Source organism: Paenibacillus sp. FSL K6-1122 (genome assembly GCF_037977015.1).
In the GTDB taxonomy this organism is placed as follows: Bacteria; Bacillota; Bacilli; order Paenibacillales; family Paenibacillaceae; genus Paenibacillus; species Paenibacillus amylolyticus.
Genome location: NZ_CP150272.1, coordinates 2,630,364 through 2,652,947, shown reverse-complemented (window position 1 = coordinate 2,652,947; position 22,584 = coordinate 2,630,364). Strand labels below are relative to the sequence as shown.

The window sequence follows — 22,584 nt, the reverse complement described above, 5'->3', positions numbered from 1 at the left end:
CTAAAAACATTTTTTATTTTAAAGACAAGCACTAGTTAGGCTTAATTACGTGAATTCCTTTGCCCATAATCAACTGAATTGGTCTCTCAAAATGCATCATCGTACTCAGGTCTTTGAAGTACTTAACCTGACACTGAACTTCGGTAAAGATTGCATCGTGGAAACTTGAATTATACACTGTCATGTTTTCAATATCGCAAATGGAGACTCTAAAGTTTAAAGCATCTGAATATCCATTCAATTCTCCGTCATCTTGATAGGTATCACTACATGGATACATGTGAATTATGCAATGCTTAATAGTTTTCATAAATGGACTTTCATCAGTTTTCGTATACCTTAAGAATGTTTCTTTGATATATGTTTCTGATTTTTCGTGTAGATCAATCTCAATTTTCACTTCCTTGTCCCCTCCCATTTTCTTGTAATCTTTATAGTTTAATCTAACCTAAAAATACTGTTTACTTAGTTTCTCATAGAGTTGTTTGCAGTCTGAGAGAGCTTTCTTTGTTTCAAAATCTAATCCTTCTACACCACGATTCATTTTGTATTTTTCATGAGTTTGAATCGTAAGAGTCAAAGAAACCATTACCAATAGCAACTCATCTTCTGTGATAGTAATATTACTTTCCATATTTAGAACAACTCCTTTCTAAATGAATTCTTTATTTTACTGAAACATAGCTTTGAAGTTTCTCAATTAAACGTATTACATCATCCTTCTTGAGACATATTTCCGTCAAAAACTCAGAGTCTTTGTAATTGGAGAAAGATACATGCGATCCCTCAGTATCGACTTCAAAGTAAATTCCCTTACGTAGCAATTCAAAGCAACAATCGTATCTTTGAGTAGCCACATCTAAGTTACTTGTCTCCATATCCATCAATCCGTTTCTGAATTTTCTTTTTGATTCTTTTGTTTTTTGTTTTCTTCATGCGTCTATTCAAATCAGGATATTTTACAATCTCTTTCTTGATCCATTTTGGGCTAAATGGCGCTTCAATCATCTTAGCTTCTACGATCGAACTTGGATTACCTACTGTCAAATTGATTCCCTTATCTGAAGTAATGTGAACATCGCCATTCGATTGAATTTTAAAGTTTCCCAGCTCGATGCTATCTTTACTAATCTTGATGCTCTTTTCTTCCTTAAACACGTCCGCTGCCAATGGTTTAACTGGTGTGCTAAATCTATTTTTAACCTTTTTGATGAACTCTTTGATTTTATTCATTCGTTTTCTCCTTGTTATATGAATTTATAATTCCGATGAAATACAGCTTTTACTTACTTTCAATTAGACCTAAATCTATCATTTTGTTGTAGGCATATTGATCAATCCATTTTGTACTGTTGTCTCTTTTATTCTGCACCTGAAACATTTCATTATCGACCACATCACACCCCGTATCGATATAGTCAACTTGATAATCAGTCAAAATCCACATATATATCCTCCTTGTTTACTATATTGTCAATTTGTCTATCAACGCTTGCACCTTGAGTCCATATTCAGTTCTACTTGCTTTTGCTGACTCAATTACCTTATCTATATCACTCTGTCTAGAGACGATCTGTTCGACCATCTCATCCACAGAGGTTTCACTTATGTATTTGACTGTTTTAAGCCTATTCACAAACTACTCTGTCTTTCTGATATTGCTGATTTTTCAACTCTACAGCTTGTGCAAACATTGCACGACACATAATATGTGACAGATGCTCATCAGAGGTGTCTCCAGCCAAATAAGCATACGCATGAATCAACATGTGATTGATGTGATCCCTTACTTCGATATTCATCCAGTTATCTGCACCATATTTATCTGCTCCATATTTTAAGACTTTTGTCATCTCAAACATTGCAGCAGGATTGAGTAGATCAAACCGATACAGGACTTGTGATTGCTTCCCACCAAGTTCATTGGTAACTGTTGGAGCGTCCTTTCCTACTCCTTCAACAACTTCGCTCATATGTATTCATCCTCTACTAATCAATAATTCTTACTCTTACATTCTTCTTTCTACCAAAATCAATTGCATCTTTTTTACTTTCAAAATAAACATCGATCTTGTTCTTTTTTATTGCTCCCCCAACGTCCTGTACAATTCGCTCTCCAACGCCTTCAATGTATACCTTTGTTCCTTCGGGTAACACTTTCCAGTCAGCGGCAATTGTTACTCCTTCTTTCGTCATTGCTCCGCTTGCTGTCTTCCCATAATCGGGATGTCCTTTGCTTTTACCAGTACTATTTTCGTGATTAGTATAGGCGGTGAGTGTAAAATACATCCAATCATAATCATCATTACTCTTCTTGCTAGTGCTTGCTTTTACTTGCTTAACTTCCTTTTGAACTACTTTCTTAGAGTCAACCAACTTTTCAACTTTAACACTCTCAATCTTAGTCGTGTTTTTCGCTTCTCGTGCTTGATTGGCACTTTCTAATCCTGCCTGACCAATGGACAGTGCCAACAATAGAGATAGGAGTACTTCCAACGTATCACCTTCCTGATATTTGATTATAGCAAAGCCCCACTATTTCAAGTGAGGCCGTATGTATTATTGATTTACCACTGCGTGATGACATCACCATTATCCTTAATGAAAGCAATGGCTTCACCGTTATCATTTTCAATCCAACCCTGATAACCTGTATCAGATCCCTTTGAGTATTGATAGTATTTCAATCAACTCACCTCCTTTCAATCTATATGTAGATATATTTTAATTATGAATCTCTGCATATAGACATTAATTCTTTATGAATTCTGTCTTTCATGTACTCTATGTATTAAACTTGTAGTTGCTCAATATACTTCAATGTTTCTGATAGTTTTGATACATCTTCTGATTTGCGATAATCCAAATCCCCTAGAAGCTCCATAAATTTAGGGCCAATCAGCTCTTTTCGTTGATTGTAATCAAACTTTTGCATCGATTCAGCAATGCTTTTCTTTAATTCATCTGAAGACATCTGCACCTGTTCAACTTGTTCGACAGCTACTCTTGCTTGCACATCACGATCTTGTTCTTGAGCGATTTTCAATTCTTCTACTGTAGCTGACGTATTCTTCAACTGACCTTTAACTGCATTCTCAAACACTTCCAAGAAGTTTTTTGCACTATAGTCAACTTTATCAGGTAAATCTGTGAATCGTCCTCCACCAATAGAGATATAGTTCGATGGTCTAAAGTACATCATAACCTCACTCTTGTGGAATTTAGAGGCAACATCTTTACCACCTTTAGTCTTCTTATTCTCCTCAAGCTCATTTCCTTCTTTATCAATTACTACAACCTCATTAAACAGTGTTACAATTAGATGTGCCTGAGATTCAAAAATATCTCTACCCGACTTGCTCAATGACAGTTCAATAGATTGAAACTTGACATCATCGATTGTGGTTGTTTCTTTTTCTTTGGTCCAACAAAGCCAAAAGAATCCATACCCGCTCTTCTTCAAAATATCAATTTGCTGCCATACTTCTTGCTTTGTAAGTGTATGACCGTTCAACTCTTTTACACTCTCCGTGATGTCTTGAAGAGAAGCAAATTTCTTAGCATACTTTTTAGAATATGTATCAATAATATATTCTTCTGCCATTGCCCACATTCGATCGATCGTATCTATTCCTAGAACCTTGGCGATTCTTTTTTCAGCGGCTTCAGCCACAAGGTTCTTAACGACTACCTCTTTAAAGAATTTCCAATCTCGGTTATGCATATCAATAATCGATTCAAGTTCCCATGATGTATATCCATCTTCAAAAGCAAGCAGCAAACCTGCGTCTGGGTCGTTTGGATAAAATAGCTCCATGACCTCTTTCCACAATCTAGTCTTGCCCGCTTTAAAACCACCTGCCACCAGTACATTGTATGCTTGTAGGTCTACTTTAGGAACATTCTTTGATACAGCATCTTTTCTCCAACTCATTTAATCATATCACTCCATTTATATTATTTTAATGTTTATACTATTTGGAAAGGGGTGAATTTTAGTCACCCCCACATCTATCTCTGATCAAGCGAATGGGTCGTCATCTTTGTTAGTTGCGAATTGATCGCTATCTGATTTACCAAACAGGTCGTCGGCATTTCCACTACCACTAAATGGATCGTCACTAGTTAGTGCTGCTGTTTTTCTAAATTCTTCTTCAGTCAACAGCTCACGCATAATGCTGCCTTGTACATAACTAATTACTTCCAATCCCTTTTTGTCTCCATTAGTTACACGTTCTTGACGCGTTACTTTTTGCGTATCATCTACATCAGCAAAAGGATCATCGGAAGGAATGTCTTCTACAATGTCTACATATGCGAACGTTGCTCTATTATTATCTTGTCCTGTAACTTCAATAAAATCGTATGTATTAAGAGATGCAAATGCGTCTGCCATTGACTTTCCTTTTTCTACTTCTTTTTGATATACAATTAATTCTACATCCATTGGTTCTGAACGTTCTTTAGCGTTTTTCAAGAATACTGCGTTTACCTTTGTATCTCCAGTAACTTCATCTTGATAAGTACTCTTAATTCCAATTTGCATATTGAAACTATTTACTTCGATAAAATCAGGAGATTTCAAATCCATTACATATTCAATTTCTTTATTATTTACTTTAATCGGAAGAGGCTTTCCATCATCAGCAATAAATGTACCATCAATGATAGGTCTAATTGAACTAATTGTCCGTTTGCGGAATTCAATATCTCTCTCGTCACCCGAAATTGACTCAAACTCATACTCCCCTTTAACCTCTACCCATACATCGTCTTTAATCAGTGCGGAGAGTGATTCTGCTTTATCCCATGGAGAATCAATTAGGTGATATGTATCATCAATATTTTGGATTTTTCCATTCAAATCGACCCATTTATCTTTATCGAATCGAACATTCCAGTCAATTTTAGCTGTATTTTTATTGGTACGACTGTAAGCATATACAAACTTTTGTTCCATTCCTGCAATTTCAACTTTCAATTTGTTGCTAAGTGCGGTTTCGATATTGAATTGCAACACCCGGCGAGGTTTTGGATTTGCAGATCGGGTCATTTTTTCTTCATAATAAGGTAGCTCTTCCCAGCTTTCAGTCTCTTGATCCTTCTTGCTAAACTTACTCACTTTTCCAATAAAGCGGAACGGTGCTTTGAATTCTTTTCCTTTGTGAGTCTTGTTTACCTTAATTGTGTATTCTGCCATTGATTAATATTATCTCCCTTTGTGTATATGTATTTTTTTGATTGTGTGTCTCTCTAGTTAATCAGTTGCATTGGAGGACTTCTCAATCTGCTCTTCATATGTTCCACCACCTTTTCAGAGTAAACTTGCTGCCTCTATATAATCACGCAAAGCGTGTTATTTTAATCTCCGTCATTCTTCCATATGCTCTTGTATGCTTCTCTTCTCAGATCCAATTTCTTGATGAAACTATTAATTCATTTGCTTTTGTTTAACCTTACTCTATTAATATATCCATTTATTTTATATTCGTCAAGTATTATTTTATTATAATTAAATTTCACCGGGAAATCCCGGCTATCTGAACTGCATAGCGAATCTATTGAATCTAATCTCAGGGTCAGCAGTATGTTGATTGTAAATTACCATTGGATCATTGCAAAAAAGTCCCGCCAATTTAGCATCATTCATGTATTCCTGAAACAAACGCGCCAGAGCTTCTTTTTTATTATTTTTGTATGTATCTTCAAATTCAAAATAAGATGCATACCTTGTCTCCTTAATCATCTGTTTACGATAATCATAGATAAATGTATGGATATATCCCTCTGATTTATCAAGACAATTATCTATTAAGATGTCAATTTTATTTATAAACAAAAATTCGATCATAGCTACAATTTCTAAGGCACTTTTTTTAATCCCCAGCACATCCAATTGTTGTTGCATAGACTCATACCCTCTCGTAGTAAATATATAATGTTATCTAGATGTAAATTTTCCCTATGTAACAATCATAATCCATCATTATACACTTGACAATGACTGTTAGTAGTCTACTAAAAGTGCTTGACACGTGCATAAATATGGATATTAACCCAAATTGATGTCGTACTTTGTCGAATATGATAAACACAGAACCTGTGTTCGTATTTATTATACAACAAATCCAATGAATGATACAGCAGTTGACAGAGTATTCTAACTTAAATATATTATTTTAATCTATGTATAGCTGCTTATTTTCCAAACAGCTTATTAATGTACTCTCTTACTAAATTAGTTCTTGGTCTTGAGATAGTTATGTACTCATCTTGTCCCAAATCGAAGTACACTTTGCCGTTCTCATAATCTACACTTTTCATTTTAGCTAAATTACCTACTACCCCTGCATCAGTCATAATCATTCCATGTCTCTCGCTCATCAATCTTAGAAACGCGTCATTACTAAAACAATGCACAAACTGTCCATCTTCTGTATGGATCACAATTCGATACTGTTGCTTGGCAAACATTTCTCTTGTACAGTGCTTAACATCATCGGCATTGATCCATTCTGCCTCATCACTTATCTTTTTGCCCTCTCTCCTCTGTACCATAATTCTGTCCATATGATTCACCTCATTTAAAATCAGCTCCCCATCCCTGCAAGAAGAATAGGGAGCTAAATTTTTTACTTCATTTCTTCTGGTACTGGTTCGTTATGAATCACAGTCCAGCTCGCGACATTGACACCTGCTGTCGCTACTGCCATCAACATAAAACCGAAGGCAGTTACGCCCATTTTAATCATTTTTGTTTTGATCATTCTTTTCACCTCCCTTCAAGCGAATGAGTAGAAGGGACTGAACTAATAGAGCCGCACTAATTAGAAAATTATTTAACAAAAAACTCATTATTATCATGCCTATAGATATCGCCTTCAAGTACTTAAAGTGCTCCTTGAGAATCTTAGTTTGGTTCTCAATATTCGATGGGGCGAAGATCGCCACCAACACTAAACTTAATGAATTCATTAGCAGCGTGTAGTCACTTAAAAGGTATCCAAACTTCGCAATAAGGGCAATTAAAATCGTTGAAATAACAAGACACGCTTCAGGTTTTTTGGCATGATACCCACCAGAAACCATTCTTAAGGATGAGAAGGAGATTAAGCATATTACTACTTCACTAACGATATTTAGCATTAAGCCGATAATCAATAGTAGTACTACAGGAACAACATTAGATATTAAGAATTTTATACCGTATCTCGTTATGCCCAATGGTGGCAATTCATCTGGAAATTTTTCAACCAGCCTAGTTGATATCCGTGTGGCAAAGCTATCAATCATACATTCCACTCTTTTCTTTTTTAATGTCTATGTACATTAAATTAATTAGGCACACTCCCCAGAACAGGATTGTCAGATAGATGTTTTCTACCGTCTTTATGTTGTACAGCAATGCTATGATTACAACTGCAATTAGTGTGCTAAAAATGTTTATTTTATTCAACTTGATCTTAAAACTATAGTCGTAAGACATAGTACTGAACCAAATCCTTTTTTGTCTCAAAATAAGTGTAAGGCCTATTAAAAATCCATTTGCTAACAGTTGTACTATAGAACCATACTCACTTGATGCCTGTGTAAAGTTCAGTCCTGAACTAAGCATAAAGAGTGCGACAACTGTAAACTGAGCTACTATTTGAGCTACAAAACCATAACACGCCAACTTGAAACTTTCCCACAGTTTGATTCTAAAATAGAAAGTTAATGATAAAACCAATAACACAAAACATAATACTGGAATAAACCCTAGAATAGTCTCATACCCCTTTAAAAGAAATGTTCCTATTGAGATTATTAAATTAGTCACTAGAATCTCTTTCCAATAGTCTTTAAAGTTTAATTTGAAAACCCCAAATGCAAACATAAATATTGTAATTCCATCCATCAAACTCATCAACGCATATAAAGTATCCTCAATCATTGTTGCTACTCCGTTCTGTTATTTAGTTATGAATAAATAATATGTATTTCATGAATTAAATATATCATACGTACACGTATGAGTCAACTAAAAAAACAAAAAAAAGAAGAATAAAGTTTTCACTCTATTCTTCCAATTTGTACACTCTTTTGATGGTTTCAATATTTAAAAACCCTGCCCTCATTACGCCTAAATTATAGACATTGTTTGAGTCTTTTTTTAAATTAAAATATTCAGCAACGATTTTACATTCGTTCATTTCAAACTTTCTATGCTTCAAATATAAATCTCTTCCCATTTTGAGCATCCCACTATTTCTAATATTCAAGATTGTGAGTAGAGGAAGATTGTGCCATTTTGCAATTTTAGAGACTCTCCTGTTTATCAATTGAGCTGGAGAAGGATCATTTATTTCTTGCTTGACTCTAGAATTAACCGCTGATCGGATAATATAGTCATTGTCGATCAAATCATTAGTTCTTTTTTTTATGATTGGATTGAGTATCCCATTATTTTTCGTGTAAACCTCTTCTTTGTCTGCTATTCTCATTATGTCATATAAATATTTTGATATGGGCGTTTCTCTTACTTCGATTTCCCCATTGCTTAATTCGTTGAACAGTTTAATTTTATACTCACCATCTGACATTTGAGTTATATGTTCCATTTTCATATTCAGTAATTCACTATTTCCGCGTCCAATTATTCCTTCGAATATTCCCTGTATAACTACTTTATCCTGAAAATTGATGCACCCATCTACAACATTACTAATATCTTCTTCACTGAATACCATTTGTTGACTGTTGTCCACAAATTGGTTATACCATTCAAATGATGCAACAGCAGCTATAGGATTAATATTATCCCTACGCAAATCCTGTTCAATGGCCCAATCAATGTACATTTTGATTATAGATCCTGATTGCTGTAAAGAAGATATCTTTGTAGATTTTAAAAGAAATAAAAATTGACTGATTTCACTCAAGTTAAAATCGTACAAGTCTTTATCTAATTTATTCTCCATTATAGAAACTCTCTTTAGTACTCTTGAATATGCCTTTTTTGTAGATTCTTCTAAATCTTTTAAAAACCTTTGCTTTTGATTTATATTGTAGAAATCATCTCTATACACACTATTCATCTTTATCGCCTCCAAAAACATTTACAAAATACTCACAAATCATATCGCGAATTTTCTTATTTCCTGTTAAAGACTTTCTTTTTAGCAATAGAGATAACAATCTTTCATCTTCAAAGTCTATTTTATTTATAAATGTCTCAATATTCTCTAACTCAATTTCATGATCCTGCATAAATTTCGACAGTACAATGTAGCCAATAAACATTAATGGATGACTCATGGTTAAAACTTTACGCTTTTTTATGTTACTTGAAAATTCGTCTGGAAATGTACCCACCAGATATGCAAAAAATTCGTTTAAATACTTTGCAGTTTTAATAACATCTAACTGCCTCTCAAACTCATATATATGATCAATCGCATAAGACATAATATCGAATGTTGTTAATTCGCCAACTAAATCATTCACAGAAGCGGATGATGCAATTTGTTCACCGATTTCAGATTTACGTTGAAGATCAGCAACTACCTTATCTGACATTCTTTCCTGTGCAAGCTCATCTCTACGTTCCTTTTTCAACACATTAATTGTATTTATCTGACTAAAAAACCTTTTAGCTGTTTCATAATCGTACACTCTAATTGAGAGTATTTCATTCAATTCAATGTTGGGGTTGTTATTTATGGCAGCGGTGAATCCTTGTAAGCGGTGAAAGCCATCTAAAATAGATATCACTACACCATCATTTATAACTAAGCTCCTAGATTCTTCATTGTAAGTAACAGGTTCAACCTCAGTGGAATAAATATTTAAAGTAATCATATCCTCAAAATATTGATTCTTTACAACTTTATTAGATATTCTCTTTACACTTGCTTTGTTGACAATTGGAGATTTGATAATGCCTCCAGACTTACTTTCCTTATAAACGACACCGCGTTGAGTTTCCTCATCATATACTATCAATTGGCTCTCAACCATTTTAACCAGATCTGCAATCCGTATTATAGTTATGTAACTATCATAATTAACTCTCAATACGTCTTTTAATGTTATTGGCAAATAAACACGATCTGTTTGTTTTTGATTGAGTAGTATTCTTGCATCACGTAGCTCTCTGTCGCCATATAAATCATTGGGATTTAGTGATCCCTCACCTAAATCATAGAGCGCAGATGTTATCCCAATCAAAATAAAAAGCTCTAAGTCCGAAATATTTTCTTCATTTTGAAATATAGTTTGAACCAATCCGAAAGGTACATTGTGATCCATAAGTTTCAAATTTAATTCATATAATTTTTGTCTAGAATTTTGAATGCTTTTTAAATTTTCAATTACTCTTTTTTCAATTTCTTCTCGATCAATCTTCATTATGTAGTCACCTCTAATAGACATTATAGCACATATGTCTAAAAATAATACAAAAAGTATCATAAGAAATCTAAAGCTGCAATTTCTTCCCTTGTTAGATGCAACTCCTTTCTAACATGTATTATATATCCTGCATTCTCATTACATTATCAATATACTACACTATTTAGGCTATTGCAAAACAAAACAAAAAGCCTCAATCAGAGGCTTTCATCTGTAACCATCTATGTAATTCTAAATTAGTTCTAAGTACTTTATCTTCTAAAGTATCGCAAATTCTATACCCATTAAACATAAAATTGTTCAACTCGTGAGGCTTATCTGAACTTAAATTTGTGTATTTCCAAGTCTCCAACTTGCTTCTTTCATCATAATCCACTAGCTTCATTAATCGATATCTTTTCATTGCAGCACCCACTTTGACGTTTGTATGTAATATTATATTCACCCATACTAACTAAACAAGAGGTAAAATATTACAACGACAAAGATAATGATAATGCCTTGTTAATTGCACCAGCGAGGTGATTTGGAATTTGAGTGATTTTAAAATCGAGCTTATCTTTTGGAATAGTGATAATCTGCTCTAACAGAATTATACTGTCTTCATAGAGGCCTAGATCTTCTTTGTTTACTTTAACGTGTGTAGGCATAGACTTTTTTACTCTAGAGGTTACTGGAGAAACCATAACGACAGGGCTGTACTTGTTTCCCATGTCATTACCTACTATCACTACTGGTCTAACTCCTCCTTGTACACTTCCTTTGTTCTCTCCTAGATCGGCATTCCACATATCTAATCGTCTTACTTCTTTTTTCATAATTCGCTCCATTGCTACCGCCATAATCAACACTCCTTATTATTTATCTTTTATAATCTATATTTACCACACTCTTTATGTACTCAATCATTTAATTACTTAATATTATATTATCATTATAGATGTAATTTCTCTGTCTGACAATACGGAACGTTTGTTCTGTCAAGAGTTTTTAGTAGTTGACTAAAATATTCCCAATATTAGTGAATATCCTATTGACTTTTAGGATATATATGGTATTAAGACTAATCTAATCAATTTGGAGTGATCATATGAAAAGGAAAGACGAATGGAATATAGAAGACGATTTTATTCTTGCTGATATAGTTCTATCTTATATTAAATACGGAAAAACACAGCTTCAAGCATTCAATGATGTTGGTGAGAAGTTAAGTAGAACCTCTGCCGCTTGTGGGTTCCGCTGGAATTCTAATGTAAGACATAGATATAAAGATGCTATCGCTAACGCAAAAACGGAGAAATTAAATAGTAAACTGAAATCTGCTTCCAATTCGAAAGATAATACATTTTCATTTGATGATGTTATCACCTATCTCTTAGCCGCTAAGGATGAACTACAGCGCCTTAACAGAGAAAAGGAAGCAATAGCACAAAAGATACAGAACGTATCCTTAGAGATTGAAATTAAGCGTTCTGAGATGACTTCAGATACAATTCAAAATACTCAGGCTCTTGCAATGATATTGTCTAAAGCTGCTGTATTGGGAGCATTTGAACGCAACAAAAAACCCGCCATTTAATTGGTGGGTTTAAATATTATCTCTATGTGAAATCTACATTTTATCGTACTTTTCTGACTGATATGGTATCTTTGACACCGTCTACTTTTAGACGATATTCTCCAGAGTCTGGATAGATCAAAACATTTGGACGATATGCATAATGGTACATGTAACTGTATTCAACTTGTTGCCAGATCTGACCATTAGTTAAACTAAATTCAGTCTTTCCATCCCAACCTTTGAAAGCATCTTCTATTTGGCTCTCGACTACATTCCCTACCTTTTTCACCTCTATAGAGCCTTTCATCCTCTCAACTTCAAGAAAGTAATTTCCACCTTTCTCGAATATCTTGGCTTTAGGTTGGAATGAGTACATGTAACTATTTTGATTTCTTGCTTGAATCCAAAACTGGTTACCTATCTTAAATAATGTTTTGTTGCTCCATCCATAAAACGCTCCATTGATATGACTCTCCAAGATAATATTCACAACAGTACCTCCCATCGAGATTTAATCAAAATTGCATTTCATTCCCAATTAAAATCGTCTCGTTGTTTCTCAGAGTTCCCAAGACCAACTAAAATCCAATTACCATAAGCTCTTTGTCCGCAATTAGGACAATCCATACCCGAAACTTTATCAATCAGCTCTAAACTGATATTTTCTACAAAAAGATGGTGTTCACATTTTATACATTCAAAAACCACTTCATTATTATCCATACTAACCCCCTCTCTATGTAAAACATGCCTTTACAATCATATGAACATTTCAGTTTGGCACATGGGATCTAAAATTGCGGGCTGATCAGTTTTGGCCTCCCAAATCTCTCACACTTTTACATAATCGCTTCAAATGAGTAAGATGTAGGTCTTTTAATGCCTCATTTAATGTACCTCTGTCGCATTTCGCTAGTTCGCTCAATAATTCTTCTCTAGTTAAAGAAAATGTATCATCTTTTTTCTCTTTAAACTGTTGTTGCCAATTTGCTCGTAATTTTGAGTATATAGATCCCCTATTATTTGTTAACATTTGACCCACTCTCTGAGGAGTGTAATCTACTTCTTCAGCAATCGCACGATATGATTTCCCTTCGATAAAAAGGTTTAAGATTTTCTTCTCTGTTCCTGATAAATTATCACCAAAAGGAATATCGTTCTTGATGAATTTCTCTGCAATACTCATAAGAGTTTGCTGTTGGCCCGATAATTTCCTTTCATTGTTCACTGTGTAACCCTCCCTGGATCGTTTTTAATTCGAGAACAGATGTATTTGCTTCCCATAATATGTACGAGCGACCACAAAGCCTTCTGGACAGTCTCTGAGGTCGTCTACCTGAAGCCTGATCTTATCTGTCATGGTCGCACATCCTTTCTTTTTAAGGTTACTCAATATCCCTGTAAGTGTTACCAAGTGTTATTTGTTTAACAGTTCCATAATGAACTCCCATTTTTTTGGCTATATCGATCTTCTTCATACCCTCTTTATATAATTGTTTTACTTTAGCTGCATCCTCATTACTCAATAATCTTGCTTTTCGTCTGACTTGAATTTTACACTTTGGACACAAATCAGGTAAACTATTGTATAACATTCTACTAAATTGATGTCTTTTATCACATGTGAAGTTTATCCTTATACCATCTCTAGTTGTAGATGTTTCTGGCCTGTGATCTCCATTATCCTTTTTGTTCCAAAACTTCGTGAGATTTGGATGTGTTTTAGTAAAATTGTTCCCATTTATTTCTCTATCACGCCAACAATATGGGCAATTACCCTTACCTATTTGAGTTCTACTTGACACCGTAGTCTCCCATTCGTGATTATTGAGACAGAGCCACCATACTCTCTTGGTGCTTCCAACAGTTAATTTATCTATATCAATGTCTTTGTTTTTATGTGGGTGGAGCTGTTTGAATATCTCAGGTCTCTCATTTTTAAGGTATTTTTTCTTCTGTTTTCTTAGATGTTCTGGGACAACAATCTCTTCTTCTAAGGTTGCAGACATATTATTTTTTATTTCATGCTTCTCAGTTACAATTCCCATTTCAAAACCACATTTATCTATTGTTGCTCCACCTTTATGAGCCTTATCAACAACGTAACCCCAAAAAATCGAGTATGAGAATTTATCACCTACATTCATATTGACAAAAAAATCATCTCGCGATCTTGAAGTAACACGTCTTAAACGCTTCATAATTACACCTCTCTTTATCACCTCATTATAGCATCAATGATGAATTAAATTTATTTCCAAAGTATGTGAAACACATCTTTTACTTAGATCTGATATAGAAAATACTTGGCGACAATAGGCCCAACATTATAACAACAATGAATACTTGTGCAGGATGCAAAAAGTAAGTAAGAGTCCAAGTAGCTGCTACTATTACTGACAGAATGGCTAATGGAAGGATTGATAGTGCTAATATTTCTTTTGCGATTTGAGATCTGTTCGTCTTCTGCTCTTTAAATTTCTTGAATTTCTGCTTTAACAATTTCCACATAATATCTGGATATTGATTTGAAGAAAACATATGGTCACACCTTTCAGAATAAGTTTGTATTTACTTTCAGTTGAAATAGCCATTTTAGTCAAACTTAAAACCATAGACTTGTTTCCATTGTCCTTGATAGTAAGTGTAAAGAAGCCCAGCATTTGGTTTAAAGCGAACTCTATCTTTGATTCCCTCACCGTCCCAAACGTTAAAATATAATTCGTCAGATACTTTCTTATCGAAAGATATACTTGAAAAGCCCAACTCACTTCTAATTCTCTCACCAATACTTTCTAGTTCATTTTCATTGTATTCCATCCCGATAACCTCCTCATTATTATTATGAAACAGTCATTTCATTTAGTTGTCCACTTAATAAAGTCTTTTAGAGATGCTTCTCTCAGCACCTCATCATAGTTAGTAAAGTAGAAGATGCGGTTATTATCTATTTTTTGTACAGTCAATTGAGTGCTAAGTGCATCAGAATAAGTCTTTCCTACTTCAATCATTGTTCTCATCCCCTTATGAAATAGTTAAATTATAATGTTTTATGTATCTTTTATAATCGTCTTTAATCCATTTCAAAACTCTTCGCTTTCTATCTTCATCATAGTGTTCATAAGATTCATCATACCAATCATTAAACTTAAAAACCCATTTCTTTGAATTGCAACTCCCACAAGAAGGAACGCAATTTGAGAGATCATTAAGACCCTCATCGTCCCAATGTTCTTTATTTATTTCTTTATTGTATTTATGCTTATGGTCTACACTGCTCATTCCACAGTAAGCACAAGAATCATTGAAATATTCTCTACAGGCCAACCATTCTGACTCTGTAATATTAAAAAGTTTACTTTTTCTTTTTAAGGCATAACTTCTTTTATTATCGGGGTTTCTATTCACCCAATCTTTTTGTTTTCCCGATTCTCTTTGTGCTTTAGATGCATGACGCATTGATTGCTTTCTGTCTGGCTTGTTATTGTACTTATTCAAAATGACATGAAACTGATCTCTATTTTCCTCGATCCAATTAAAAGAACGTCTCTTAGTGCATCCTTTGCATTCAGGATGGTAATAAATATAATTTCCTTTTTTCTTTGAATAAGCCTCCCTTGAATAATAATCATTCAGAGACTTACTCAGGTTGCACACACTACACTGTTTATAATCTATAGTTTTTCCCCTCCATATTATTTAAATGAAATAAACCTTTCACAATCATTATGTATGTTGCTACTATATACGTAACTCAATTATATAGTAGCAACGGTTAATCTACTACTTTGATTTGTTCAATAATACATCAATTGCATTAAAACCTAATCTTGATACAATAGCCTGTTTTCCATTTTCGAATTCAACAGACATCTGAGTACTATCCAATCTTTTCACTTTTGACGGGTTAATGTAAGTGCCTCTGTCAGATCTTACGAATTCCCCAGTATCGCTCAGATACTTTATTAGTTCCGTACTACTTAACATCTGATATTCATTGTTCTCAGTTTTCACTTTAATTACTGACTCACCATCTGTGTCTTTTCTGGTGACATAAAAAATATCAGAAGCATTTAATGCTTGCACTTCGTTTGTATTAGTATCAATTACTGGAATATTCAAATGGATTCACCTCATGTTTTAATTTATGTATGATTACAGTACAATGTTTCTCGTTACAATACGGCGTTTCTCTCTTAACTGATATAATCATACCACATACATTTAATTATATCAATATTATTTTATTATAATAAAAAGACGAGAATGATTATCTCGTCTTATAATATGTATTATTGCAATCTCTGTTGTATCGTTCAGCAGCTTCCTTTAAACTTACCCATATGCCATCATGATCCTGTACCCACATGGTTCCATCCAAAAGCCTTCTGCCACGTTTATACATTGTAATAATATGCCTCCCCCGTTTGAGCAATACGGACGTCTACGGCCTGTTTGAGTTGACTCGTGAGTGTATACACTCTATCCATAAGGATGTAAGCAATCGTATCCTTGCAACGTCCCTGTTCTTCAACCGCTTCGATTACCTCGTTATTTACAATGATATTATATGTGTTCATTTTTTTGTATCTCCTTTTATATATTATTTTATTGTAATTAATTACTTAATTGTACAGCGACAAGGTTTCTCCAGCGTATCGTCATTCCTTTTTCCTCTATAAGACATAACAACTAGTTTACGATGGCAATGTTTGCAGTACCAAGTTTCTCCCACTGTATCCTTCAGCCACAGAAAACCTCCAATGTTGATATAGCACAGGCATTATAATTATTCACCTTCCTTTAAAATACTTCTTTTATTCCGAACTCATGCCTTTTGACAAAAAATCATGAATTATTATTATTTTATCTTTTAAAAAAGTATCAAGTGCCTCTAATACTTGCAAGAAGCCCCCATCGTTTACGAATTCCTCTACAAGCAGCGCCACACCCCATCTATCAAACGTCTCTGGAAAGTCAGCTCTTAAACAATACTGAAAGTCTGTCCTGTGATATGGCTCAATTAGTTGAATATATAAATCACTACTCTTCAAGACGGTTACGCCATGCCTTGACCAATCCTCTACCATGTCGTACTTGAATGACAAGATTTTAAGGTAGTCCATTGCTTCCCTCCCATATTAAGATGAAAGAATCCTTTCATCTAAATTCCAATCGCTCCACTTTTCTATAAGCTTCTTCACAACCCTCAATAAAATACCTCAAAACATGCGCAAACCCGCCTTGAGCTGCAATATGTCCTCCACCTGTTCCTTCTGACTTCTCAAGCTCAATTACCAAAGGGAGAATGACTTTCAACTCATTCGCAATCGTGCCGCACATTTCGGGTTCAATATATCCATCACAATCACTATGTCTGAAAAATTCTGTTAAACCCGGATGAGTCTCAGTGTCATACCCGTCACCAAAGTACCAATGTGCCTCACTAAGATTTATGTCCTTATGTGGTGGATAGTTGCCTTCGATTGACTTCATTACAAACTGCCTAAATCGATTGAATGCTGAATAAGCTCCATCGAACGCTCCGTGCGATACTGTTAATCCCATAGTTTATTTATCTCCTCTTGTTTTTATCTATTAAATATAAGTATTGTATTTAATTCCTTCTTTGACACTTTTTGTTATCTGCCCGTCGATAAGTTCAAACATGATGCTTTTATCCCATTCTTCATAGTAATATTCCAAGTGAATGATAGTTTCAACCACTATTGATAACACATTATCTAAGAAGTATTCAATTGTACTTTCATAATTCTTCAAACTACACTGAAATGTCCATAGTCCCGTTTCCTTATTAAATTCTCTATTGAAACCGTCTGTTGGTGATGCATTACGCCAATCACGATCTCCATTTTCATTTTTCGGTACATCTTCCCAACAGTCAGGCATATATGAGAGTCCACCTCTTGGGATGAAGGTTGCCCTTGAATACTCTCCATACTCTTTCAGAAAATCAATGTTTGATTCTGTCCACTCATATTGAACCTCATTGTTCAAAAATTCGAACTCTTGACGAAATTCTGGTTTAACAATAACTTTGCAACGTAGTCCTGTATACATTCCCATTTTTAAAATCCTCCGTTTTTTGTTTTAGTAAAATAATCTTTTTATCATATTAGTATGTACTTTCTTCAGGCCAACTTTTTCTTTAAAATACTTCTGGCGCTGCTTTGAAGTGCTTCTTCAGATGTGCTTGGCGTACAACTAACCCACACTTTACACTCAATTGAATCACCCAAACAAATAGTTACCCATTTTCCATACATATCTCTTCCTCCTATTTTTAAGTGAAATATTCATTTGACTAAATCTTTTTTCTAACCGAAATAACTTCTTCTGATATTCCTTGATCCTCGTAATTACCAAGACAGTCAAAATTCCTGTATTTATCAAGCGCCTCATCTTCGGACTTGGCTTCCACTTCCATTATGTATTCGCTAACCCTTGTATACCTAACCCTGTAAACAGCCATATTATCTCTCCTCACAATTTATAGTGGATACTTCTGATAAAGTTTTTCCCTAAATTCACCATTTTCAATAAGATAGAATATGTCGATTACGCTCCCTTGTTCGTCCCATACTTTAATCTTCCAGTCATGTAGTACTTCGATAATTTTTCCGTTATAGACAGATAGAGATTCAATAAAAAACGTTACATTTTCATATTGTAGACTTTCCTCAGACGCATCGGTGTATTCACACTCTAAAATTTCTATCCCAAATATCTCTAAAATTGCACTCATCTGATTTCCTCCTGTACTCTAATCGATAATTACTTTATCTTGTTCAACTACTCTGATCTGACCATTACTCAACACTCGATAGCCACCTTCTTTGTCAGTGTTTACTATGATTCCGGTTCTAACTTTATTGTCCATTTTAAACTTAATATAGACAATCTCTCTACCTTCAGCTTTGAGCTTTTTTATTAACTTCTTCTTTTCTAAGAACCTGTGTAGGAAGAATATTATTACAAACCCAATTAAAGTACCCACCACGTACTTTGCAGCAACTTCAAAAGCGTACATTATGATCTCGCCCCCATCTCCTGTTTAAGTGAAAGGATCATTTCACTTGCACTCTAATATTTCAAAAGCAACAACATCTTCTGATAATTTGTTCCATACATCTATTATCTCTTCACTAGTTACAAATCCGTCCTCGGTGTTTTTAAGAATCTGATCAATCATAGCTTCAATAACAATTTTTCCTTCTTCATCATAGATCGAATCTTCTTCTACCTCGTACGAACCAAAATGATATACACCTGCACCCTGTTGCTCAAACTTATTACCTTCGAACTTCCAGTCACCTTTCAAGTAATCTTCAATTGACATTGATTCTGGATCGTACGTCGAAATCCATAGCGAGTGGATACTTTCATCATAGGAATGACTTTTGGCCATTTTTACTGCATATACTCCACCGTATTTTCCTTTCACTGTGAACCATTTACCTTTGTTAATTGTTTCTAGAAATGCTTCTTGTTCTTTGATCATTTTCTTATCCTTCTTTCTGAATAAAATTATAGTTTGATTTAAACTGCAACCTGTTCCCGCGTGACGACAATTACATCATCATCTTCGCACAATTCACGAAACATGTCTCGCTGTTCTTCAGTTGGAAATCCATATGTATTAACTTCAATCTTACCAAGAATTTTCTCAATGACAACCACTTGGTACATCGTGATCACCTCTTCTATTTGATAATCTTATTATATATCTTATATTTATAATTGTACAGTATTATTTTATTGTAATTAAAATGAAAAAGAGATGCTTTAAGCCATCTCCAGTTATCGTCAAAACCTAAAATTCAAATTTATCTTTGACGCTTAAATAGAAAAATGTTCCTGATGCTACCAAAAATATAGCCACGACTCCACCATTAACAAGATAGTCGTATGCAGTCGTATATAGCCAATTATTCAAACTGTTATCAATAGCCACACCCATATAATCTGTTTGTTTTGGACTATTACTATATGCTATGTACAAAATCCAAGACAAGATAGGATAAACCAAACATAGAACACCAAATGTAGGATATAATTTTCTCATTGCCTCACCTCCAAACACTATATATTGATAATTCAATTAAATTATATCACAATATACAGTGTTTTTCTATGTAAGGGGATCATAATATTATCCTTTATTTTACACATATTTAAAGACACAGTCGATGAATAACTGTGCCTGATATACTTATCCGTACTTGATTATTTATTAGAAATTTGGCTCATAAACTCAATATAGTGCTTCCTGCATCTGTTTCTCATAAATGATCTCTTTTTACAGCTCTTAACACTGCATACACTGTATTTATACCTCACCATATCTGCTTTTGCCTTGTGAGTTGCCTTTTTAGTCGACTTTCTAATCATTCTAGCAGCATCTATCATGTACACTCTGCATGGGTAACACAGCCCAAGAGGGACGATTTCATTCCTAATGTTGTTGCAACCTTCTCTTAAACATTTAACAAGTGTATCGTTCATACAGTTCACCATCCAGTAGGTTCTAAGTTGTCATTGTATGTATTTTAACACCAGAGTCTCTTCTGGGTAAAATTAATCTTTCTTAGGAAACGAAAAAACACTAAGACAGATAAAAGACTCCCTCTTTTTTTGCGGGAGTCGTCGAAATTAATGGGTGTCATCAATTAGATTATACACATTACAAATATCACTAGAAGGTTATTTGGGCAATCCATTAACTACTTCACAAACATTGACATTATATCCTTGCACTCTTAGTTTGACATAGTGCTCAGAGCGAAGATCAGATGAGCCTTCTAAATACTCCTTTGCTTCTTTGGAATCAGCAGTAAAATGCGGAGTTTTAGATTTTTCATCAAACTCTTTGAAATATAGAACTTCTCCATTGTTCTTCTCAAGTACTATAACATGTTTCGACATTTCATTTCTCCTCCTCTTTTAATCTCATAAGGTGGTAAGTTAATCCATCAGCTACACTACCTAATTATACTCTTTATGAATTAGTTTAACATACTAAAAAGAACTTTAAACGAAATCAGACTTTCATCATCATTATGTGGCTTATGTCTGCCTTATTTTAGGTGTAAGGTATTTGCTATTTGCTTTCCCTAAGTTTAAGCCCACAGCCTTTACAGAAGAAATGCTACTCATCATATTTTGAATCATATCTTCTGGTCTTAAGGTGTCATTCCATTTAAATAAACCACATAAGAAATCGTTAATACTGTTGTCTATGTATTTTTTCTCATGAAGTTTCACAAATATAGTTGTGACAAAGCTATATACATGATAGAACTGTGTTGATTCCAGCGGAATTTCAAATCCCTCAGCTATGATTCTTTTAATGTCATCAGTTAAATTAGTCTTTAAAAAGTGACCTTTTGAATATAAAACTAATTGCTTTTCACTATCTGTTAATAATTCCACTTGCAACAGCCTCCTCCTATTCAGTTCGGTTTTATTTATGCTCTTTAATCGACTCGATTCTCTCCAGATATATCTTCCTGTCATGTTGTCTATAAAATTCTCTCCCTGCTCTGAAGAGGTTCGCAGCTTGAATTTCTACGGTTTGAGTTTGACACGCAAAACGATTATAAAATGCTATTGTGTAATTTTTCATGCCTCATATCCTCTTTGTCTATTTTCATAGGCTCTAATCTTTTCAGTAGCTTCAATATACCTACTCATGTAGCTTGGTGAAACTCCAAGAGAACCCATTTTAACGGCTAAATTGTATTCTTGTTTGTTGTTTTTCATGTTGCTATCAAGCAACTCCAATAGTTCTTCACGGCTCATCTCTGTCAAGTCCTTAAATAAACCCATAACATACACTCCCCTTTATGCATCCAATTAAAACTTATCTTTATACTCAATCTTCAAGGTATACCCGTGTCTAATCTTAGGATTAATACATTTGATCTTATATCCGTCTAATATGTAATCAATGCCTTCAGTAAGTTTTACTTTAACATCCCAAAACTTCCACCACGGTTTGTTCACTGGTCTAGCAATTACTTGAATATGTTTAGAAATATTATTATCTCCTTTCATGAACTGATAAGGTATTATCTATTTTCCAAAGCTATAGTTTTCAATATATTCAACAATTTCTTCTAAACTATTTGACTCATGCCAACCGAAAGGCATTGCGCAATGATACCTATTGTTTATGGGGTTCAGGAAAACCACGTCACTTGAAAAACTTCTACCGTCATAGTGAAGATTTTCTGGTTTTTCTTCTGTCCAAGCACCCCAATTACCCAAGTGCCAACACTCGTCCCTGTCAAAAGAATCTAACATGATATAGCCAACCTCGACAGGTGTAATGTCTTCTTTCAGGTCAAGCTTAAGAATATTTTTATAGACCGCCCACATCGGAAATTGGAATATTTTAATTTTCATATCAGGTCTCTCCTTTATGTATCTTTCTAAAGTTTCCTGCTTTAAATACATCTTCCCATTCCTCATTGGTAATCTCTTTTACACTTCCATCTTGTCGTTCTACTTGTACATTCTTTTGATCTGGATTGTAACCCAACCCATATCGCTATGCCACTTCTTTAATAAGCTGCTGGATATCTTTCATCGGTTTTCATGTACCTTTC

At 34.2% G+C, this 22,584-nt stretch carries 40 protein-coding genes; 1 reads left to right on the top strand and 39 read right to left on the bottom strand.

What is annotated here, in order from left to right:
- Window positions 1-31: 31 nt before the first annotated feature.
- The 16 genes from NSQ20_RS11980 to NSQ20_RS11905 form a co-directional block, all read right to left on the bottom strand.
- The gene (locus NSQ20_RS11980) at window positions 32-400 is read right to left on the bottom strand and encodes a hypothetical protein (protein WP_340032576.1); all 369 of its coding nucleotides are present in this window, start codon (window positions 398-400) and stop codon (window positions 32-34) included.
- Between the two features lie 48 nt (window positions 401-448).
- Window positions 449-634, bottom strand: coding sequence for a hypothetical protein (locus NSQ20_RS11975; protein ID WP_340032575.1), 186 nt, complete (start codon window positions 632-634; stop codon window positions 449-451).
- Between the two features lie 230 nt (window positions 635-864).
- Window positions 865-1,233 carry a hypothetical protein gene (locus NSQ20_RS11970; protein WP_340032574.1) on the bottom strand — a complete coding sequence of 123 codons (369 nt, stop codon included), beginning with the start codon at window positions 1,231-1,233 and terminating at the stop codon, window positions 865-867.
- A 49-nt stretch (window positions 1,234-1,282) separates the two neighbouring features.
- Window positions 1,283-1,447 carry a hypothetical protein gene (locus NSQ20_RS11965; RefSeq protein ID WP_340032573.1) on the bottom strand — a complete coding sequence of 55 codons (165 nt, stop codon included), beginning with the start codon at window positions 1,445-1,447 and terminating at the stop codon, window positions 1,283-1,285.
- A gap of 181 nt (window positions 1,448-1,628) precedes the next feature.
- Window positions 1,629-1,973, bottom strand: a complete 345-nt coding sequence (locus tag NSQ20_RS11960) for a dATP/dGTP diphosphohydrolase domain-containing protein (protein WP_340032572.1) — start codon at window positions 1,971-1,973, stop codon at window positions 1,629-1,631.
- 16 nt (window positions 1,974-1,989) lie between these two features.
- The gene (locus NSQ20_RS11955) at window positions 1,990-2,496 is read right to left on the bottom strand and encodes a 3D domain-containing protein (protein WP_340032571.1); all 507 of its coding nucleotides are present in this window, start codon (window positions 2,494-2,496) and stop codon (window positions 1,990-1,992) included.
- A gap of 295 nt (window positions 2,497-2,791) precedes the next feature.
- The gene (locus NSQ20_RS11950; RefSeq protein ID WP_340032570.1) at window positions 2,792-3,934 is read right to left on the bottom strand and encodes an AAA family ATPase; all 1,143 of its coding nucleotides are present in this window, start codon (window positions 3,932-3,934) and stop codon (window positions 2,792-2,794) included.
- A gap of 87 nt (window positions 3,935-4,021) precedes the next feature.
- A complete protein-coding gene (locus tag NSQ20_RS11945; protein WP_340032569.1) occupies window positions 4,022-5,200 on the bottom strand; it encodes a hypothetical protein in 1,179 nt (392 codons plus the stop codon).
- Between the two features lie 336 nt (window positions 5,201-5,536).
- A complete protein-coding gene (locus NSQ20_RS11940) occupies window positions 5,537-5,908 on the bottom strand; it encodes a hypothetical protein (RefSeq protein WP_340032568.1) in 372 nt (123 codons plus the stop codon).
- A gap of 290 nt (window positions 5,909-6,198) precedes the next feature.
- Window positions 6,199-6,570, bottom strand: coding sequence for a hypothetical protein (locus NSQ20_RS11935; RefSeq protein WP_340032567.1), 372 nt, complete (start codon window positions 6,568-6,570; stop codon window positions 6,199-6,201).
- A 62-nt stretch (window positions 6,571-6,632) separates the two neighbouring features.
- The gene (locus NSQ20_RS11930) at window positions 6,633-6,767 is read right to left on the bottom strand and encodes a cyclic lactone autoinducer peptide (protein ID WP_339304439.1); all 135 of its coding nucleotides are present in this window, start codon (window positions 6,765-6,767) and stop codon (window positions 6,633-6,635) included.
- Entirely contained in the window at window positions 6,745-7,293 is a 549-nt protein-coding gene (locus tag NSQ20_RS11925; protein WP_340032566.1) for an accessory gene regulator B family protein, read from the bottom strand. The genes NSQ20_RS11930 and NSQ20_RS11925 overlap by 23 nt, the downstream gene beginning before the upstream one ends.
- The gene (locus NSQ20_RS11920) at window positions 7,286-7,933 is read right to left on the bottom strand and encodes a hypothetical protein (protein WP_340032565.1); all 648 of its coding nucleotides are present in this window, start codon (window positions 7,931-7,933) and stop codon (window positions 7,286-7,288) included. Before NSQ20_RS11920 ends, NSQ20_RS11925 begins: the two co-directional genes overlap by 8 nt.
- Before the next feature lie 124 nt (window positions 7,934-8,057).
- A complete protein-coding gene (locus NSQ20_RS11915; RefSeq protein ID WP_340032564.1) occupies window positions 8,058-9,077 on the bottom strand; it encodes a hypothetical protein in 1,020 nt (339 codons plus the stop codon).
- Window positions 9,070-10,389, bottom strand: coding sequence for a DNA sulfur modification protein DndB (locus tag NSQ20_RS11910; RefSeq protein WP_340032563.1), 1,320 nt, complete (start codon window positions 10,387-10,389; stop codon window positions 9,070-9,072). The genes NSQ20_RS11915 and NSQ20_RS11910 overlap by 8 nt, the downstream gene beginning before the upstream one ends.
- Before the next feature lie 476 nt (window positions 10,390-10,865).
- Window positions 10,866-11,234 carry a type II toxin-antitoxin system PemK/MazF family toxin gene (locus tag NSQ20_RS11905; protein ID WP_340032562.1) on the bottom strand — a complete coding sequence of 123 codons (369 nt, stop codon included), beginning with the start codon at window positions 11,232-11,234 and terminating at the stop codon, window positions 10,866-10,868.
- 248 nt (window positions 11,235-11,482) lie between these two features.
- On the opposite strand from NSQ20_RS11905, the gene NSQ20_RS11900 reads away from it, so the two are divergent.
- Complete coding sequence (locus NSQ20_RS11900; protein WP_340032561.1) at window positions 11,483-11,971, top strand: hypothetical protein; 489 nt, start codon at window positions 11,483-11,485, stop codon at window positions 11,969-11,971.
- A 40-nt stretch (window positions 11,972-12,011) separates the two neighbouring features.
- Here the strand turns inward: NSQ20_RS11900 and NSQ20_RS11895 are convergent, their stop codons facing one another.
- The 23 genes from NSQ20_RS11895 to NSQ20_RS11785 form a co-directional block, all read right to left on the bottom strand.
- Window positions 12,012-12,443, bottom strand: coding sequence for a hypothetical protein (locus NSQ20_RS11895; protein WP_340032560.1), 432 nt, complete (start codon window positions 12,441-12,443; stop codon window positions 12,012-12,014).
- Between the two features lie 38 nt (window positions 12,444-12,481).
- Window positions 12,482-12,676: a hypothetical protein gene (locus tag NSQ20_RS11890; protein WP_340032559.1), complete on the bottom strand. Its 195-nt coding sequence runs from the start codon at window positions 12,674-12,676 to the stop codon at window positions 12,482-12,484.
- Window positions 12,677-12,761: 85 nt separating this feature from the next.
- The gene (locus NSQ20_RS11885; RefSeq protein WP_340032558.1) at window positions 12,762-13,181 is read right to left on the bottom strand and encodes a hypothetical protein; all 420 of its coding nucleotides are present in this window, start codon (window positions 13,179-13,181) and stop codon (window positions 12,762-12,764) included.
- A gap of 157 nt (window positions 13,182-13,338) precedes the next feature.
- Window positions 13,339-14,154: a zinc-ribbon domain-containing protein gene (locus NSQ20_RS11880; protein WP_340032557.1), complete on the bottom strand. Its 816-nt coding sequence runs from the start codon at window positions 14,152-14,154 to the stop codon at window positions 13,339-13,341.
- Between the two features lie 394 nt (window positions 14,155-14,548).
- Window positions 14,549-14,773, bottom strand: a complete 225-nt coding sequence (locus tag NSQ20_RS11875) for a hypothetical protein (RefSeq protein ID WP_340032556.1) — start codon at window positions 14,771-14,773, stop codon at window positions 14,549-14,551.
- A 38-nt stretch (window positions 14,774-14,811) separates the two neighbouring features.
- Window positions 14,812-14,964: a hypothetical protein gene (locus tag NSQ20_RS11870; protein ID WP_340032555.1), complete on the bottom strand. Its 153-nt coding sequence runs from the start codon at window positions 14,962-14,964 to the stop codon at window positions 14,812-14,814.
- A gap of 13 nt (window positions 14,965-14,977) precedes the next feature.
- A complete protein-coding gene (locus tag NSQ20_RS11865) occupies window positions 14,978-15,412 on the bottom strand; it encodes an HNH endonuclease signature motif containing protein (RefSeq protein WP_340032554.1) in 435 nt (144 codons plus the stop codon).
- A 324-nt stretch (window positions 15,413-15,736) separates the two neighbouring features.
- Window positions 15,737-16,075 carry a LytTR family transcriptional regulator DNA-binding domain-containing protein gene (locus NSQ20_RS11860; protein WP_340032553.1) on the bottom strand — a complete coding sequence of 113 codons (339 nt, stop codon included), beginning with the start codon at window positions 16,073-16,075 and terminating at the stop codon, window positions 15,737-15,739.
- Window positions 16,076-16,350: 275 nt separating this feature from the next.
- Window positions 16,351-16,533 carry a hypothetical protein gene (locus NSQ20_RS11855; protein ID WP_340032552.1) on the bottom strand — a complete coding sequence of 61 codons (183 nt, stop codon included), beginning with the start codon at window positions 16,531-16,533 and terminating at the stop codon, window positions 16,351-16,353.
- A gap of 237 nt (window positions 16,534-16,770) precedes the next feature.
- Window positions 16,771-17,079 (bottom strand): hypothetical protein, encoded by a 309-nt coding sequence (locus NSQ20_RS11850; RefSeq protein WP_340032551.1) that lies wholly within the window; start codon window positions 17,077-17,079, stop codon window positions 16,771-16,773.
- A gap of 34 nt (window positions 17,080-17,113) precedes the next feature.
- Window positions 17,114-17,521 (bottom strand): hypothetical protein, encoded by a 408-nt coding sequence (locus tag NSQ20_RS11845; RefSeq protein ID WP_340032550.1) that lies wholly within the window; start codon window positions 17,519-17,521, stop codon window positions 17,114-17,116.
- Between the two features lie 30 nt (window positions 17,522-17,551).
- Complete coding sequence (locus tag NSQ20_RS11840; RefSeq protein WP_340032549.1) at window positions 17,552-18,040, bottom strand: hypothetical protein; 489 nt, start codon at window positions 18,038-18,040, stop codon at window positions 17,552-17,554.
- A 65-nt stretch (window positions 18,041-18,105) separates the two neighbouring features.
- Window positions 18,106-18,240 carry a hypothetical protein gene (locus NSQ20_RS11835; RefSeq protein WP_340032548.1) on the bottom strand — a complete coding sequence of 45 codons (135 nt, stop codon included), beginning with the start codon at window positions 18,238-18,240 and terminating at the stop codon, window positions 18,106-18,108.
- A gap of 38 nt (window positions 18,241-18,278) precedes the next feature.
- Window positions 18,279-18,446, bottom strand: coding sequence for a hypothetical protein (locus tag NSQ20_RS11830; RefSeq protein ID WP_340032547.1), 168 nt, complete (start codon window positions 18,444-18,446; stop codon window positions 18,279-18,281).
- Between the two features lie 18 nt (window positions 18,447-18,464).
- On the bottom strand, window positions 18,465-18,719 hold the full coding sequence (locus NSQ20_RS11825) for a hypothetical protein (protein WP_340032546.1): 255 nt from the start codon (window positions 18,717-18,719) through the stop codon (window positions 18,465-18,467).
- Window positions 18,720-18,737: 18 nt separating this feature from the next.
- Window positions 18,738-19,004 (bottom strand): hypothetical protein, encoded by a 267-nt coding sequence (locus tag NSQ20_RS11820; protein ID WP_340032545.1) that lies wholly within the window; start codon window positions 19,002-19,004, stop codon window positions 18,738-18,740.
- A gap of 42 nt (window positions 19,005-19,046) precedes the next feature.
- A complete protein-coding gene (locus NSQ20_RS11815) occupies window positions 19,047-19,475 on the bottom strand; it encodes a hypothetical protein (protein WP_340032544.1) in 429 nt (142 codons plus the stop codon).
- 38 nt (window positions 19,476-19,513) lie between these two features.
- Window positions 19,514-19,663 carry a hypothetical protein gene (locus tag NSQ20_RS11810; protein WP_340032543.1) on the bottom strand — a complete coding sequence of 50 codons (150 nt, stop codon included), beginning with the start codon at window positions 19,661-19,663 and terminating at the stop codon, window positions 19,514-19,516.
- 124 nt (window positions 19,664-19,787) lie between these two features.
- Window positions 19,788-20,039, bottom strand: a complete 252-nt coding sequence (locus NSQ20_RS11805; RefSeq protein ID WP_340032542.1) for a hypothetical protein — start codon at window positions 20,037-20,039, stop codon at window positions 19,788-19,790.
- A 638-nt stretch (window positions 20,040-20,677) separates the two neighbouring features.
- Complete coding sequence (locus NSQ20_RS11800) at window positions 20,678-20,899, bottom strand: hypothetical protein (RefSeq protein WP_338593163.1); 222 nt, start codon at window positions 20,897-20,899, stop codon at window positions 20,678-20,680.
- 141 nt (window positions 20,900-21,040) lie between these two features.
- The gene (locus NSQ20_RS11795) at window positions 21,041-21,406 is read right to left on the bottom strand and encodes a hypothetical protein (RefSeq protein WP_340032541.1); all 366 of its coding nucleotides are present in this window, start codon (window positions 21,404-21,406) and stop codon (window positions 21,041-21,043) included.
- Between the two features lie 189 nt (window positions 21,407-21,595).
- A complete protein-coding gene (locus NSQ20_RS11790) occupies window positions 21,596-21,802 on the bottom strand; it encodes a hypothetical protein (RefSeq protein ID WP_340032540.1) in 207 nt (68 codons plus the stop codon).
- 246 nt (window positions 21,803-22,048) lie between these two features.
- Window positions 22,049-22,381, bottom strand: coding sequence for a hypothetical protein (locus NSQ20_RS11785; protein ID WP_340032539.1), 333 nt, complete (start codon window positions 22,379-22,381; stop codon window positions 22,049-22,051).
- Window positions 22,382-22,584 lie beyond the last annotated feature (203 nt).

Bases quoted from the DNA above. Each gene is read 5' to 3' on its own strand.
- NSQ20_RS11975 (WP_340032575.1), bottom strand. From the start codon at position 634: ATGGAAAGTAATATTACTATCACAGAAGATGAGTTGCTATTGGTAATG.
- NSQ20_RS11970 (WP_340032574.1), bottom strand. From the start codon at position 1,233: ATGAATAAAATCAAAGAGTTCATCAAAAAGGTTAAAAATAGATTTAGC.
- NSQ20_RS11965 (WP_340032573.1), bottom strand. From the start codon at position 1,447: ATGTGGATTTTGACTGATTATCAAGTTGACTATATCGATACGGGGTGT.
- NSQ20_RS11960 (WP_340032572.1), bottom strand. From the start codon at position 1,973: ATGAGCGAAGTTGTTGAAGGAGTAGGAAAGGACGCTCCAACAGTTACC.
- NSQ20_RS11950 (WP_340032570.1), bottom strand. From the start codon at position 3,934: ATGAGTTGGAGAAAAGATGCTGTATCAAAGAATGTTCCTAAAGTAGAC.
- NSQ20_RS11945 (WP_340032569.1), bottom strand. From the start codon at position 5,200: ATGGCAGAATACACAATTAAGGTAAACAAGACTCACAAAGGAAAAGAA.
- NSQ20_RS11940 (WP_340032568.1), bottom strand. From the start codon at position 5,908: ATGCAACAACAATTGGATGTGCTGGGGATTAAAAAAAGTGCCTTAGAA.
- NSQ20_RS11935 (WP_340032567.1), bottom strand. From the start codon at position 6,570: ATGGACAGAATTATGGTACAGAGGAGAGAGGGCAAAAAGATAAGTGAT.
- NSQ20_RS11930 (WP_339304439.1), bottom strand. From the start codon at position 6,767: ATGATCAAAACAAAAATGATTAAAATGGGCGTAACTGCCTTCGGTTTT.
- NSQ20_RS11925 (WP_340032566.1), bottom strand. From the start codon at position 7,293: ATGATTGATAGCTTTGCCACACGGATATCAACTAGGCTGGTTGAAAAA.
- NSQ20_RS11920 (WP_340032565.1), bottom strand. From the start codon at position 7,933: ATGATTGAGGATACTTTATATGCGTTGATGAGTTTGATGGATGGAATT.
- NSQ20_RS11915 (WP_340032564.1), bottom strand. From the start codon at position 9,077: ATGAATAGTGTGTATAGAGATGATTTCTACAATATAAATCAAAAGCAA.
- NSQ20_RS11910 (WP_340032563.1), bottom strand. From the start codon at position 10,389: ATGAAGATTGATCGAGAAGAAATTGAAAAAAGAGTAATTGAAAATTTA.
- NSQ20_RS11905 (WP_340032562.1), bottom strand. From the start codon at position 11,234: ATGGCGGTAGCAATGGAGCGAATTATGAAAAAAGAAGTAAGACGATTA.
- NSQ20_RS11900 (WP_340032561.1), top strand. From the start codon at position 11,483: ATGAAAAGGAAAGACGAATGGAATATAGAAGACGATTTTATTCTTGCT.
- NSQ20_RS11890 (WP_340032559.1), bottom strand. From the start codon at position 12,676: ATGGATAATAATGAAGTGGTTTTTGAATGTATAAAATGTGAACACCAT.
- NSQ20_RS11880 (WP_340032557.1), bottom strand. From the start codon at position 14,154: ATGAAGCGTTTAAGACGTGTTACTTCAAGATCGCGAGATGATTTTTTT.
- NSQ20_RS11875 (WP_340032556.1), bottom strand. From the start codon at position 14,773: ATGGAATACAATGAAAATGAACTAGAAAGTATTGGTGAGAGAATTAGA.
- NSQ20_RS11870 (WP_340032555.1), bottom strand. From the start codon at position 14,964: ATGATTGAAGTAGGAAAGACTTATTCTGATGCACTTAGCACTCAATTG.
- NSQ20_RS11865 (WP_340032554.1), bottom strand. From the start codon at position 15,412: ATGCGTCATGCATCTAAAGCACAAAGAGAATCGGGAAAACAAAAAGAT.
- NSQ20_RS11855 (WP_340032552.1), bottom strand. From the start codon at position 16,533: ATGAACACATATAATATCATTGTAAATAACGAGGTAATCGAAGCGGTT.
- NSQ20_RS11850 (WP_340032551.1), bottom strand. From the start codon at position 17,079: ATGGACTACCTTAAAATCTTGTCATTCAAGTACGACATGGTAGAGGAT.
- NSQ20_RS11845 (WP_340032550.1), bottom strand. From the start codon at position 17,521: ATGGGATTAACAGTATCGCACGGAGCGTTCGATGGAGCTTATTCAGCA.
- NSQ20_RS11840 (WP_340032549.1), bottom strand. From the start codon at position 18,040: ATGGGAATGTATACAGGACTACGTTGCAAAGTTATTGTTAAACCAGAA.
- NSQ20_RS11835 (WP_340032548.1), bottom strand. From the start codon at position 18,240: ATGTATGGAAAATGGGTAACTATTTGTTTGGGTGATTCAATTGAGTGT.
- NSQ20_RS11830 (WP_340032547.1), bottom strand. From the start codon at position 18,446: ATGGCTGTTTACAGGGTTAGGTATACAAGGGTTAGCGAATACATAATG.
- NSQ20_RS11825 (WP_340032546.1), bottom strand. From the start codon at position 18,719: ATGAGTGCAATTTTAGAGATATTTGGGATAGAAATTTTAGAGTGTGAA.
- NSQ20_RS11820 (WP_340032545.1), bottom strand. From the start codon at position 19,004: ATGTACGCTTTTGAAGTTGCTGCAAAGTACGTGGTGGGTACTTTAATT.
- NSQ20_RS11815 (WP_340032544.1), bottom strand. From the start codon at position 19,475: ATGATCAAAGAACAAGAAGCATTTCTAGAAACAATTAACAAAGGTAAA.
- NSQ20_RS11810 (WP_340032543.1), bottom strand. From the start codon at position 19,663: ATGTACCAAGTGGTTGTCATTGAGAAAATTCTTGGTAAGATTGAAGTT.
- NSQ20_RS11805 (WP_340032542.1), bottom strand. From the start codon at position 20,039: ATGAGAAAATTATATCCTACATTTGGTGTTCTATGTTTGGTTTATCCT.
- NSQ20_RS11800 (WP_338593163.1), bottom strand. From the start codon at position 20,899: ATGTCGAAACATGTTATAGTACTTGAGAAGAACAATGGAGAAGTTCTA.
- NSQ20_RS11790 (WP_340032540.1), bottom strand. From the start codon at position 21,802: ATGGGTTTATTTAAGGACTTGACAGAGATGAGCCGTGAAGAACTATTG.
- NSQ20_RS11785 (WP_340032539.1), bottom strand. From the start codon at position 22,381: ATGAAAATTAAAATATTCCAATTTCCGATGTGGGCGGTCTATAAAAAT.